At 61.0% G+C, this 13484-nt stretch carries 10 protein-coding genes; all 10 read right to left on the bottom strand.

Features of this window, described 5'->3' with window-relative positions; all coding sequences use genetic code 11:
* Positions 1 to 11: 11 nt before the first annotated feature.
* The 10 genes from hslU to VOY09_RS04400 all read right to left on the bottom strand — a co-directional run bounded on the left by hslU (position 12) and on the right by VOY09_RS04400 (position 13415).
* Positions 12 to 1310: an ATP-dependent protease ATPase subunit HslU gene (gene hslU / locus VOY09_RS04445; protein WP_322893180.1), complete on the bottom strand. Its 1299-nt coding sequence runs from the start codon at positions 1308 to 1310 to the stop codon at positions 12 to 14.
* Positions 1311 to 1318: 8 nt separating this feature from the next.
* Complete coding sequence (locus tag VOY09_RS04440; protein WP_322893179.1) at positions 1319 to 2386, bottom strand: hypothetical protein; 1068 nt, start codon at positions 2384 to 2386, stop codon at positions 1319 to 1321.
* A complete protein-coding gene (gene hslV, locus VOY09_RS04435; protein WP_322893178.1) occupies positions 2383 to 2937 on the bottom strand; it encodes an ATP-dependent protease subunit HslV in 555 nt (184 codons plus the stop codon). Before hslV ends, VOY09_RS04440 begins: the two co-directional genes overlap by 4 nt.
* 153 nt (positions 2938 to 3090) lie before the next feature.
* Positions 3091 to 3411 (bottom strand): thioredoxin, encoded by a 321-nt coding sequence (gene trxA, locus VOY09_RS04430; RefSeq protein ID WP_322893177.1) that lies wholly within the window; start codon positions 3409 to 3411, stop codon positions 3091 to 3093.
* A 60-nt stretch (positions 3412 to 3471) separates the two neighbouring features.
* Positions 3472 to 6795: a double-strand break repair helicase AddA gene (addA, locus tag VOY09_RS04425; RefSeq protein ID WP_322893176.1), complete on the bottom strand. Its 3324-nt coding sequence runs from the start codon at positions 6793 to 6795 to the stop codon at positions 3472 to 3474.
* Positions 6792 to 9716 (bottom strand): PD-(D/E)XK nuclease family protein, encoded by a 2925-nt coding sequence (locus tag VOY09_RS04420; protein ID WP_322893175.1) that lies wholly within the window; start codon positions 9714 to 9716, stop codon positions 6792 to 6794. Before VOY09_RS04420 ends, addA begins: the two co-directional genes overlap by 4 nt.
* Positions 9709 to 10392 carry a nucleotidyltransferase family protein gene (locus VOY09_RS04415; RefSeq protein WP_322893174.1) on the bottom strand — a complete coding sequence of 228 codons (684 nt, stop codon included), beginning with the start codon at positions 10390 to 10392 and terminating at the stop codon, positions 9709 to 9711. The genes VOY09_RS04420 and VOY09_RS04415 overlap by 8 nt, the downstream gene beginning before the upstream one ends.
* On the bottom strand, positions 10389 to 11357 hold the full coding sequence (locus VOY09_RS04410; RefSeq protein WP_322893173.1) for an aminoglycoside phosphotransferase family protein: 969 nt from the start codon (positions 11355 to 11357) through the stop codon (positions 10389 to 10391). The genes VOY09_RS04415 and VOY09_RS04410 overlap by 4 nt, the downstream gene beginning before the upstream one ends.
* A complete protein-coding gene (tsaE, locus tag VOY09_RS04405; protein ID WP_322893172.1) occupies positions 11350 to 11808 on the bottom strand; it encodes a tRNA (adenosine(37)-N6)-threonylcarbamoyltransferase complex ATPase subunit type 1 TsaE in 459 nt (152 codons plus the stop codon). The genes VOY09_RS04410 and tsaE overlap by 8 nt, the downstream gene beginning before the upstream one ends.
* A gap of 41 nt (positions 11809 to 11849) precedes the next feature.
* Positions 11850 to 13415 (bottom strand): PAS-domain containing protein, encoded by a 1566-nt coding sequence (locus tag VOY09_RS04400; RefSeq protein ID WP_322893171.1) that lies wholly within the window; start codon positions 13413 to 13415, stop codon positions 11850 to 11852.
* Between the last annotated feature and the right edge of the window lie 69 nt (positions 13416 to 13484).

Below are 13484 nucleotides of genomic sequence, written 5' to 3'. Positions count from 1 at the left end.
CTAACTGGAAATTACAGCACGTAGCGGCTGACATCCACCGAGCGGGACAATTCCCCCAGATGCTTTTCAACGAAATCAGCATCCACAGCGATCTCTTCACCACCCCGGTCCGGCGCGTTGAAGGACAGATCCTCGAACACGCGTTCCATCACGGTATACAGCCTGCGTGCGCCGATATTCTCCACCGCTTCATTCACATTCGCGGCAATCTTGGCCAAAGCCTTGATCCCTTCCGGCGTGAAGGTGACGGTCACATCCTCGGTCTGCATCAGCGCGGAATATTGCAAGGTCAGTGCATTGTCGGTTTCGGTCAGGATGCGGACAAAATCATCCTCCGTCAGTGCGCGCAGTTCGACGCGGATCGGCAGACGGCCCTGCAATTCCGGCAAAAGGTCGGATGGTTTCGCGACATGAAACGCGCCCGAGGCGATGAACAGGATATGGTCGGTCTTGATCGGCCCGTGTTTTGTCGAAACCGTCGTGCCTTCGATCAGGGGCAGCAGATCGCGCTGCACGCCTTCGCGCGATACATCTGCACCGCGGGCGTCGGAGCGGGCGCAGACCTTGTCGATTTCATCCAGAAACACGATGCCGGATTGTTCGACAGCTTCAATCGCGGCCTTGGTGACGGTTTCGTCGTCCAGCAGTTTATCCGCCTCATCCGCGATCAGCGCGTCATAGCTTTCGGCAACCGTCATGCGTTTCTTGACCTTGCGCCCGCCCATCGCCTTGCCGAACAGATCACCGATATTCATCATCCCACCGGGCTGGCCGGGAATTTCGAACCCGCCCATCGGGTTGGATGTGTCGGTCAGTTCCAGCTCGATGACCGTATCATCCAGCTCGCCTGATTTCAGCTTGCGCCGGAACATATCGCGCGTGCCTTCGCGCGCATCGGTGCCGGCGACGGCGGTGATCACGCGTTCTTCGGCGGCGGCAAAGGCCTTGGCCTTCACGTCCTCACGCATATGTTCGCGGGTATCTATGATCGCGGTATCCATCAGATCACGGATAATCTGTTCCACATCGCGCCCGACATAGCCGACTTCGGTAAATTTTGTCGCCTCAACCTTGATGAAAGGCGCGCGGGCCAGTTTCGCCAACCGGCGAGAGATTTCGGTTTTCCCGACCCCGGTGGGGCCGATCATCAGGATGTTCTTGGGATATACCTCATCGCGCAGATCATCGCCCAATTGCTTGCGCCGCCAGCGGTTGCGCAAAGCCACGGCGACGGCACGTTTGGCGTCTGCCTGGCCGATGATAAAACGGTCCAGTTCGGATACGATCTCGCGGGGGGTCAGGTCTGTCATGTCAGTCCTTAGATATGAGAGGGGGGAAGTTTATGCAGCGGCACAATGTCCGGCATGATACGGAGAATGCGCGCGCGGATTCGTTCCCAGAACGCACCCAGCAGCAACAGCACGATACCCAGCGCCAGCACGGTCAGCGCAGCACCGTCGCCGTCCAGCACAGTGCCTGCCAAGACGACGATATAGCCGATGGCGGCAATTAGGAAAGACCGGCGATCAATGACAATGGCGACAAGGGCGAACAGGGTCAGAAAGGCGAGCAGGATGACATTTGACCCGGCACTGTCCTGATCAAGCAGCGACAGCGCGACGGTATTAACCAGCGCCGGTGCTGCCACGACATGCAGCCAGAACCCATTGGCCGACCGGCGGGTCACGCGATGCGGATCGCTCATGTCGAATGTCATGGCGACAGCGAAAACCACCAGCCCCAGCGCCAGCGTGATATAGGCAAACGGCCCACCGGCAGAGAGCAGGAACAGATCGCTCACTGCTTCAATCCTGCCACCACGGCTGGCGGTATAGATGATCGCCACGGCAAAGAACCCGACCGCGATCATCGCCATCGCGAAAGGCACGCGGAACCGCCACCAGTAGACGCCCAGCGTCAGTGTGGCGAGGAATAGCGGCCAAGGCACGCTGGCATAATCACCCTGCGCGACCATGAAAGGTTCCGACATCGCGGCAATAAAGCCAAAGGCGGCATTGCCCGCAAACATCACCGACAGGGCGATGGCAGGCGCAACCATCCGGCGTCTGCGGATGAAATATTCCGACAAGAGCCACAGAAACACCGCGCCCAGCCCTGCAGTGACTGCCGAAAAGGTTGGGATATTCACGATCCGGTCGCTCAGCACGACGGCAACGACACCCCACCAGCCGAATGACAAGATCAACAGGCCGATGACGATGAAAATCTCGTTGAAGCCTTTGAACAATTCAAATGGTTCATCACCAGCGGCCAGATCTTCCCTTGCGCCCCGGCGGCTATCAGCGAGGCTGATCAGATTTGCGGCCTGTTGTTCGGACAACAATCCGCTGCCAACAGCCGCTTTCAGATCATCGCGGCCGATCATCCAATGGACTCCACCGTCAGTTTACCATTGGTGTAGACGCAGATATCGGCGGCAATCGCCATCGCCTTGCGGGCAATCTCTTCCGCACCCAGATCGCTGTCCATCAGCGCGCGTCCGGCGGCCAGCGCGTAATTGCCGCCCGACCCGATCGCGGTCACATCATGTTCAGGTTCCAGCACATCGCCCGCGCCTGTGATGACCAGCATGTCCTTGCCGTCACTGACGATCAGCATCGCTTCCAGCTTTTGCAGATATTTATCGGTGCGCCAATCCTTGGCCAATTCCACGGATGCGCGGGCCAACTGCCCCGGCGTCGCTTCCAGCTTTTTCTCCAGCCGTTCCAGCAGGGTAAAGGCATCGGCGGTCGATCCGGCAAAACCGCAGATCACATCCTGCCCGCCGGGCGACAGACGGCGCACCTTGCGCGCGGTGCCTTTGATCACGGTCTGGCCCAGGCTGACCTGTCCGTCACCGGCGATGACGACCTTGCCACCTTTGCGCACCCCGATGATCGTGGTGCCGTGCCAGCCGGGGAAAGTATCATTCGCCATCATCATCTCCTTGCGGTTTGGATTTATATGGCGGTGCTGGCTGGGTGACACAACCCCGCAGCCGCCGCCCGCGGTTTTGGGCGTCGCGGCGCAACAAAAAACCGCACAGGACAGCGGCAGGGTCCTGTGCGGTCAAAACATGCCCGTTGAAGATCAGATCGAGTCTTCGATCCAGCCTTGAATGGCGGCTTTGGGCGCAGCACCGGCCTTGTTCGATACGACCTGACCGTCCTTGAAGACGAACAGCGCCGGGATGCCGCGCACGCCCATCTGTGCGGGGGAATTGGGGTTTTCATCGACATTCACTTTGACGATTTTCACCTTGCCGGCCATCTCGACCGACAATTCTTCCAAAGCGGGGCCGATCTGTTTGCAAGGGCCACACCATTCCGCCCAGAAATCCACGACAACGGGGATATCGGACTGGCGCACTTCGGCGTCAAAGGTTGCGTCTGTTACTGCTACAGTGGCCATTGGGGATGCTCCTTGGCGAAAATCAATGAAATGCGAACCTAGGAACGCAGGGCGGATAGGTCAAGGCAATGAAATACCCGTCATGGTTTCGTGAAGTAGGTCAGCGGGCAATGCCATCAGCTGCGCCGTCGCAGTCCACAGGATCGCCACGTTGATCTGTCGGTCGGGAAACACCTGCGCCAAAGCCGCATGATAAATCGCCTGTTGCCGCAGAACGCCCAAAGGTATCTGTGCCGCGCTGTCGGGCACCAGCCGGTTGGATTTGTAATCCACAGCCAGCACCGCCCCATCGGTCAGGATCAGCCGGTCAATCGCGCCATGAATGCGCCCGATATTTGGCAGATCAGCCGTGATCGGCACCTCGACCAAAGCCTCCGCGCCCCACAGATGCGCCAGATCAGGCGCATCGAGCAGGGCGATGACATCAGTCATCAGCCCAGTTTCATCTGGCGCCAGCGTCTGTCCCAAGGCAGCGCGCTCCGCAGGTGCCGCCAAGGGCAGATGTTCCAGCAAAAGATGGATCAACGTGCCGCGCGCTTTGGCATCTTCCTCATCGCCGATGATGTCGCCCGGTAATGCCTTGGCCCCCGGCAGGTCTGATGGTGATAGCGTCTTGGCCGCCACGATGTCCGGCACTGCGCCAAATTCTGGCAGCGTGATATCACGTGCAGGCGCAACAGGTGTCTCCGTCAGCGCTGCCGCGTCCCAGTCAAGATGACTGACGCGGATCACTTCCAGATCGCCTGACAGCGCAGGCGTGCCGCGGCAGTCTTTTATGCCTTTGGCGGCAATATTATACCAACTCTCCATCCCATCGCCGACATCGCCTGACGCCCCGATGATCAGCCATTTCTCGGCCCGCGTCATCGCGACGTAGAGCAACCGCAGGCGTTCTTCTTCCTGCTTGGCCAAGGCGGCCTCGCGCAAATCGACAACGGCAGCGGCTGATCCGGCGCTGGGCGTTTTCCAGATCACCGCATCACCGGCGGGCAAAATCTCGCCCTTGTAATCATTCCGGCGTTTCATGGTTTCGGGCAGGATGACGATAGGGGCTTCAAGCCCCTTGGCCCCATGCACCGTCATCACCCGGATTTTGTCGCCCTGGCTGTCCATCTGGCGCTTCACCTCCAGATCGTCGGTCTGCATCCAAGTTAGGAAACCGGTCAGACTGGGCACGCCGGTGGATTCGTAAGCGAGTGCCTGCGATAGCAAAGCATCAATCCCATCCTCCGCCTCTGCCCCCAGCCGCGCCAGCAATTTGCGCCGCCCGTCGTGGCGGATCAGGATGCGGGCGATCAGATCGTAAGGGCGCAGGAAATCCGCCTTATCACGCAGATCGTGCAGCATGGCGAGCGTTTCATGGTGCTGCGACCCCCGCAAAGCCTCCCACAGATAGCCCTTTTCGGGCCTGTGATGCGCCAGCGTGAATAATTCCTGCTCCGACCAGCCAAACAAAGGCGACCGCAGCGCCGAGGCCAGTGACAGATCATCCTCGGCTAGCGCCAGAAACGACAACAGCGCCGCCAGATCCTTGACGGCGAGTTCCGCGCCAACGCGCAGCCGGTCGGCACCCGCGACATTCAGACCAGCCGATTTGCAGGCGCGGATAATCTCGGAAAAAAGTTCCGACCGGCGCTGCACGAGGATCAGGAAATCCCCCGCCGATATCCGGCGCCGTTCATAGGTCCCGGTATTGCCCACCTCGACCGGGATCGTTTCATGCGCGATCATATGGCTGATCTGATCCGCAATGCGCTGCGCCATCTGGACATGGTGATCGGCATCGCCGGGCTGATCGACAGGTTCATACCAAGGGCGATTATCCTCGGTCTTGGTGGGTTCAATCACCGGCCAGAGATCAACCCGCCCCGGCATCTGATCCTTGAAGGCGATATGGGACAAAGCATCCTCCATCCCCGCCGCCTGATCGCCGGTGAAGGTGGCATCGACCACCGACAGGATCGCCTGCGAGGACCGGAACGAATGATCCAGCGACGTGATCTCAAACGTTTTCTCGATTGCGGCATGCGCGTTGCGAAAGTGCAATTTCATCTTGTCAAAAGCAGCGGGATCAGCCCCCTGGAAGGAATAGATAGATTGCTTTTTGTCACCCACGACAAAGACTGTCCGTTCCCGGTTAGGTCGCGATCCGGCCCCGGCGGCGAATTCCTGCGTCAGTTTTTCGATCACATCCCATTGCGCGGGGCTGGTATCTTGCGCCTCATCTACCAACACATGGTCGATCCCGCCATCCAGCCGGAACAGCACCCATTGCGCCACAGCGGTATCCGTCAGCAATGCGCGCGCCTTATTAATCAGATCGTCGAAATCAAGCGCCCCCATCGCCAGCTTGCGCGCCTCATAAGCCGGCACAAAGGCGCGGCCAAAGGCATAAAGCGCGCAGGTCCGGTCATAGGCATCCATCGCGAACAGATGCTGTTTGGCGGCAGCAACACGGTCCATCCAATCATGGACAGCCTCGGCGATTGGGGCCATCGCCTCCACCGCTTTGCCATGGTTGCTTTGGGGAAAGTTGCGTGATTTGGATTGGTAATCGGCATAGAGCAGTTTTTTGAAAAGCGTCTCTAACACAGGCCAATCTGGGTTTTTCAGGTCCAGCGCCTGCAATTCCCGGCTCAGGTTCTTATAGGTCGCGGATTGATCGGCAAACAGCTCTGCCATCTGGGCCGCGATATACGCCTCCTCGCCGGTAAAGGCGATGGCAAAGGCCTCCTCCCGGCGCGGACTGTCGCCCAATCCCAGCGTGCCAGCGATATCGGCATCGCGCAGGAACGCATCCTTGTGCCGCGTCACCTCTGCCGTCAGCTTGCCCAGATCATCGCCGGTGAATAGCGTCAGCAAGTGTTGCACGACATCCGCCGCATCGCCCTGCACCAATTGATCCATCACCTCGGCCCGCAGCAATTGCGCGGCGCGGTCCTCCATCTCGCGGAATTGCGGGCTGACACCAGCCTCTAACGGGAACCGCCGCAGCACACCGGCGCAGAAAGAATGGATCGTCTGGATTTTCAGCCCGCCCGGCGTTTCAATCGCGCGGGCAAAGAGCGTGCGCGCCGCGCGCAACTGCTCGGCATCAATCGCCCGGTCCACACCCAGATTGCGCAGATCGGCGCGCAAGGCATCATCCTGCATCATCGCCCAGGCGCCTAGGCGTTTGAACAGCCGGTTCTGCATCTCGGCCGCCGCTGCCTTGGTATAGGTCAGGCAGAGGATATTCTGCGGCGACACATCATCCAGCAACAACCGCGCCACACGGTCGGTCAACACGCGGGTCTTGCCCGACCCCGCATTGGCGGCCAGCCAGGTCGACACCTGCGGATTGGCGGCATCGACCTGCCTTTGCGTGGCGGCGTCGCGGATCATGTCAGCACCTGCGGGTCAGGCGCATCGCTGCTGTCCCATTCGCCAAAGCGCGACAGATGATCATAGCTGCCGGTATCATTCTTGGAAAACAACGCATATCGCGCGGTATAGCCGCTGCCCGGCTGCTGCCAATGCGCGAATAGCGCCGTCAGTTCGGCCAAGGTCACATCGGTCGGGCTGTCCTTCATCGGCGCGGGAACAATGCGGGCATCGGGTTTGATGCTGACAAACAGCGCGTCTTCCACCTGCACCGGCCCGACCTTGGGAAAACCGCCGCGTTCGACCATCGCGACCTCCAGCAGCAATTGTTTGTCGAATTTTTCCTGCTGCGGTTTGCTGGGCAAGGTGCCGGTCTTGTAATCATAAAGCACTGCGGTGCCCTCGTGCGTCAGATCGATCCGGTCAGCCTTGCAGGTCAGCGTCACGCCGACCGGCGCGATCAGCAATGCGCCCTTTTCCTCGACCAAGCGCGTGTCGGACCTTGCGTGGCGGTCAACCTCTGCCGCGACAAAAGCCTCTGCCGCCAGCGCAAACCGCGCCATCCACTGCGCGCAGATCGTGGGCCATGGGCATTTTTCGGTAAAATGCTGCGCGGCCAGCCGCAGCAAGGCGTCAAGGTCATCGGGCGCATGGTTCAGCTTGATGAAATCTTCCAGAATGTCGTGGATGATATTCCCCCGCAGCGGCGCATCCGCGCTGGGCGTCAGCGGATCAAGCGGGTCCAGCCGCAGCACCTTGCGCGCATAGATCGCATAGGGGTCGCGGATCAGCGTCTTGATCTGGGTCACCGAAAACTGGTCCGGCCGCGCGGCGATTGGTGGGCAAGGCGACGGGTGGGTGGCTTTCTTTGTCTCATCGACAGGTGCGGCCAGCTTGGCTGCCATCGCCAGCCAGACATCCCCCCGCGCGCGCATCTGATCCAGCGCGACCTTCCCGCCCTGATCGGGCAAGCCGCCCAGCAGGTTGACTAGCCGGTTGATCCAGCGCGACGGGATCGTTTCCGCGTCCGAGGATCGCTTCGCCCGCGTGATCCAGACATCACCCCCGGCAATCGCCTGCTGATAATCATGCGCCGACAACCCGACCCGGCGTTCGGGGAGCAACAGCCCCGCCTGCGCCCGCATCATCCGGTTCAGCCACGGATCAGGCGGCGGTGCCTCTGGCCAGACACCGTCATTCATGCCGCCAAGAATGGTCAGATCGGCACCTTGTTCACGCGCCTCGCGCGGGCCGAAGATCAGCACTTGCGGATGCCCGGAATCGCGGTCACGCACGACGCCTGCGGACAGGATTTTCCCGAACAAAGCGGCATAATCGCGGGGTGACATGACACCACCCGCACCGGCATGATGGCGCAGGTCGTCGCAGATGCGGCGCGCTTCGCGGCCCGCCGCCTCGGCCCACAGACCACCGGCACCGGGCTTGGCGACACCGGCGCAGAACGCTTCGGTCAGCGCTAAATGACCATCCAGATGGTCCGACAAATGCATGTCGCCGTGAAGCTCCAGCCCGCTGATCAGCCCCGCCAGCCACTGTGCCCAAAGGTCGCGGCCATCGCGTTTCTTGGCCCAATCCAGCAAGGTCTGACCTGTCGGAAACGGCGGCCCATGTCGGCGTAAATGCAGTTCCAGATCATGCGTCAGGCGCAGATGGTTGCCCCGGTCAGGATGGTCGGAATGGCAAAGCGGGTGTTTCAGCAGGGTCAGCAAAGCCTCGCCCGTCAATTGCACCCCGAACAGATCCGCGACATGCCGCAGCATCCGCCCCGGCGGGGACAGCTGCAAAGGCAGACCGGCGCTGTCATCCGGCCTGATCCCCCAAAGATCCAGCGCCGCCGTGACCTGCCGCGTCAGCATGCGGTCAGGCGAGATCAGGGCGGCGGTGATCCCCTCTTCCACCGCTTGGCGCAGACGCAGCGCGATGGTTTCCGCCTCGGCCCGTGGTGAAGCGGCCTCCACCAGCGTCAACCCGTCCGTTGCGGCGATCAGATAGCCCAGATCGGGACCTTCCTGCAACCATTGGCTGGTCACTGGCGCAGGCCGCAGGGACAATGATATCAATCTGTTCCGCGCCGGGCGGTGCGGTGCAAGATCGGACCAGCGCGCCACATCCCCCGGGCCAAAGCCGATCACATCCATCAGATGTTTGAACCGGAATTGCGGATGATCCTCATGCGTCATCCCGTCATCCATCGCAGACCAGACGGCATCCGGCAGGTCGCTGTCATAACCCGGCAGGATGATCGCCCCCTGCGGCAGCTTTGCCACCGCCTGCATGAACAAAGCCGTCGCACCGCGCGACCCGGTAGAGCCTGCCACGATCACCGGATGATTGGGCGGCGCATCGGCCCAGCGCGTGGTGAGCGTTTCGATCACCCGCCTTTGCCGTGCCTCGGTATCGGGCTCTGACGTTGTATCAAAAAACTGCCCGATGATGTTCAAAAACCGCTGCGCGCGCGCCCAATGACCGGATTGGTCGCTGACATCCAAAGCGGCAATGGCATCGGGGCTGACCCCTTCACCCTGCATTTCATCCATCAGCGCGGCCAGACTGTCAGACAGATCATAAAGCGCCGTGCGCGGGGCCAGATCAGGTTCCTGTTCCAGCAACCGCGCCACCAGTTGCGACAATTGCAAACGCCGCTGCAAGGGCGCGACAGCAGGTGGAATATCACGCGACACCGGGTCTTTGGCCAGATCGGTGATCAGCCGGATGCGCGGCAACAGCAAGGCCGGCCCCGCGTCAAACATCGCCCTGATCCGGCGCTGCATCCGGGCGGAGTTGACGTAGATTTCAACGCGCGCCAAATCCTCTGGCGGCATGCCTTGCGCGCGGGCCATCAACCCGTCCACGACGCCTTTGGCGAAATCCACGCCGCAGGGTTCGCCGAAAATGCGCGGGCCGGTGGTGGGGTCAAACATGCAACATCGCCTCTGCCAAGGGGATGCTGGCGGGTTGCCCGACATCGCACCATTGCCCGTCATATATTGTGCCATAAAGCCCGCCGCTGGCCTGCATCTTGTCCCAGATCAGGTTCAGCGAAAACGCCTCCTGCGCGACCTCATCCAGCAGATCGGTGCGGATGATCTGCACGCCGGTGTAAATCTTATTTTTGATCGTGTCAGGTCCGCGGTGCAACCGACCATCGGCGTCGCGGGCAAAATCACCCGCGCCCTTATGCCCGACAGCGTCGGGTTTCGGGACGATCAGCAGCAGCGCCTGCATCTCATCCCGCCAATTTGCGATCAGATGCGCGATCGGATTCGGCCCGCGCCATACCGCATCCGTATTCATCGTGATCACCGGGCTGGCGCCGAGCAAGGGCATAGCATGGCGCAGCCCGCCGCCGGTTTCGCGCAGATGATCGGTTTCATCGGAAAACACGACATCGCGACCCGCCAGATGATCGCGTATCTGATCGGCGCGATAATGCAGGTTCACCACCTTTGGCGCGATCTCCGGCAGGTCGGTAAAGGCCAGCGCATGATCAATCAGCGGTTTGCCCGCGACCCGCACCAATGGTTTCGGGCGGTCCTTGACCAGATCACCCATCCGGGTGCCAAGCCCAGCGGCGAAGAGCATCAGGGGGAATGTCATGGCTGCAACCTTGCGAGTAACGCTGCATCGGGTGCGGGCAGCAGGTCATCCACCACCGTGCGCAGATCGGCCAGCGCAGGATGGCGCAAATCCTTTTGCAATTGCGCCCAGACGCGGGGGATCATTGGAATGTAGCGGGTCTTGCCCATCTGCCGGGCAAGCCGCGCGAAGACACCCAGAATGCGCAGGTTGCGCTGCGCGCCAAGGCAGGCCAGTTGCGCGGGAAAATCCGGGCCTGCGCCTGTTGCCGTGCTGAAATATGCGGTCATCGCTGTGCAAATATCCTCTGGCACATCGCGCCTTGCGTCGCGCAGCAGGGACGCGAGATCATAGCCCAAAGGCGCGATGAAAGCGTCCTGAAAATCCAGCAGACCGACCCTTGCCAGCCCGGTTTGATCCTGCCGCCAGATCAGGTTTTCTGCGTGATAATCGCGCAAGGCCAAAGTGTCAGGGATCGGCGCAAATTCCGCCATCGCGCTGGTCACTGCGGCGACCAGTTCCGGCACCGGGCGCTGGGCGTAATGATCGCCAGTGATCGCCACCATCTCGCCCGCCAGGTCCGGTGTCAGGCGGGTCAGGTCCGGTGGCGCGACCTTGGCCAGATGGATCAGCACATCGACACTGGCGCGGTAGATTTGCAAGGTCTCTGTCGGGTGCTGGTCGATCTGGTCTGCCACGTCATCGGGCCCGAGGTCGGATAACAACAGCAGACCTGTTGCCGCATCCTGCGCCAATATCGCGGGGGCGGACAGGCCCGCATCAGAGAGGATACCAGCAATGCGGGTGAAGGGGCGAATATCTTCGCCCGATGCAGGCGGCGCATCCATCAAGATGACGGATTGCGCGCCATGCGTCAGCCGCAGATAGCGGCGGCTGGAGGCATCTGCAGCAATCACCTGCTGTGCCCAGCATTGATGGCCTGTCTGCGTCAGAAACGCGGCGATGGCGGTATCCCGATCAGACATGCAGGTCTGTCAGGCGGTTCTGCCATGCCGGTGGCGCATCGAAAGTCACCAGATGATCATCGGCCCGGGCGGCAAAGGTCAGGGTCAGCGCATGGTCTGGCGTATCGGGGCCGAGCCTGTCGGGCCATTCGATCAGGCAGATCGCGTTTTGAAACGCCTCTTCCAGCCCAAGTTCCAGCACCTCATCAGGATGGGTCAGACGGTAGAGATCGCAATGCCAGATATCACCATCCGGCGCTTCATAAGTCTGGACGAGGGTAAAGGTCGGCGATGGTACATCCTCCATCCGGCCCAGACGGGCGCGGATCACGCCACGGGCAAAGGCGGATTTGCCAGCGCCAATCGGGCCTTGCAGCAGGATCGTATCGCCGGGGCGCAACAGGGCCGCCACCGCGCTGGCAAAGCGATTGGTGGCCGCTTCATCGGTAAGGCTGATCTGGCGGGATGTCATGGCCGGACTCTATGGTCTGTGGCAGTGCCTGCAAGACCAAATTAGCGTTTTGCCACACGGATCGCAGGATCGATCTGGGTCAGTTTGCGCAGGGCGGGCAAGCCCGCCGGGTCAGGCACGAAGCGCACCATCGTCATGCCACCTGCGATAGGGCCAATGTGGCAGCGCAGCCGTCGCCCATCGGCGAGCAAGGCTTCATCGGTCCACGGCTGGCGCGGGCCTTGCTGGTGGATGAATTGTACCAGTTCGGCCCATGTGCCGGTATCGATGGAGCGTGATTGCCAGACGTTCAATTCAGCCTCTAGCCCACGATGTTCCAGCCCGGTGTCGGCCTGCATTCCCCACAACAGCCGATAGGCGCGGTTGAACATCACCAATGTCCCCGCCATGGAAAACACCGCCACTGCATCGGGCAGCGCATCCAGCACGGCCTGACTGGTTTCAAGATCCGACCGGAACCGCCGGGTCAGGGACAGATCGGCGGTGATATCTTCGAACAGAAAAGCAAAGGCGCCATCAGGATGCGGCCTGCCGGTGACGCGAAAGGCCTGACCATCGTGCAGATTCCATACCTCGCTATAGGTGCCGTTTTTGGCGGCGGTTTCGACGGCGGTAAACTGATCGCGCCAAGATGCGTAATCTTTTGGTTCGGGCAGAAAGCGGGTTTCACGCAGCCGGTCCAGCACAGTATCAATCGACGGCCGGGCGCTGAGAAAGTCAAACCCCAGCCGTGTCATATCCAGCAATGCGGGGTTGAACGTGGCCAAACGCCGGTGCTTGTCAAAGATCGCCAACCCTATTGATAATTCGGCAAAGGTCTTGCCCAAGGTCTGCACGAAATTCCGCCGTTCCTGGTCGGCGCGCACGGCGGCATTGGCGTCACTGGCGAAATGCAGCGTCCCGGAGTCCTGCCGGAGCGAGGTGACATCGAACCAAAGCTCGGCCTGGTGTTGCGCGCCCTGCACCGCGATCCGCCGTAGGCTGGGCGATCGATCCGTCGTTTTCCCACAAGGACCTGCAAACAGGATTCGCTGTGCCAGCGGCAGGGCGCTGTCCGGATTGTGCTGATCCCAGAGATCAAGATAGGCCTGATTTGCCCAGGTGATCGCGCCATCCTTATCCGTGCGCCAGATCAGCTGCGGTGTGTAGCGGGCAATATCCTGCAAAAGTGCCAGTTCATCGTGATGCACCCTGTCGATAAATTGTGCGCCAAGGCTGCGGGCGTGCGAGGTGCCCATGACTGCGACGCGCAATTGCCCCGCAGGCCAGTCGATATCGAGCCAGAGGTCATCGTCACGGCAATGCGCTATGCGACAGCGCCGTTGCACAGGGCTGATCACATAATCGGCCAAAGCGGGAAAATGCGGTGCCAGTACGTGCAGCACCGCATCGCGGTCCGACATATGCGCATAGGGCGCGATCATTTGCTGCGCATCTGCTGTGGTGTCGATCAGATCATCGCCGCCAAAGAGGAACACTGGCCCGGCCAAGACAGGTTCATCCCGCGGCACCGCGGGCCTGACAGGCGCAAGCCTGTAATAGGTCAAAGCCGCGCCCATGGCTGTTGCCACGGCCAGCGCCGCGAGTGTCAAAAGTGTTGCCGACATGATCCTGGTCCTTGCCTGTGGTGATCCGTCGACTATGCCATAAGGCGGGTTAAATTCCGGTTAAGGCTG

Source organism: Yoonia sp. 67-2 (assembly GCF_035117555.1).
Taxonomy (GTDB): domain Bacteria; phylum Pseudomonadota; class Alphaproteobacteria; order Rhodobacterales; family Rhodobacteraceae; genus Yoonia.
Note: the sequence above shows the minus strand (reverse complement) of the source record. Positions and strands in the feature narration are given on the sequence as shown.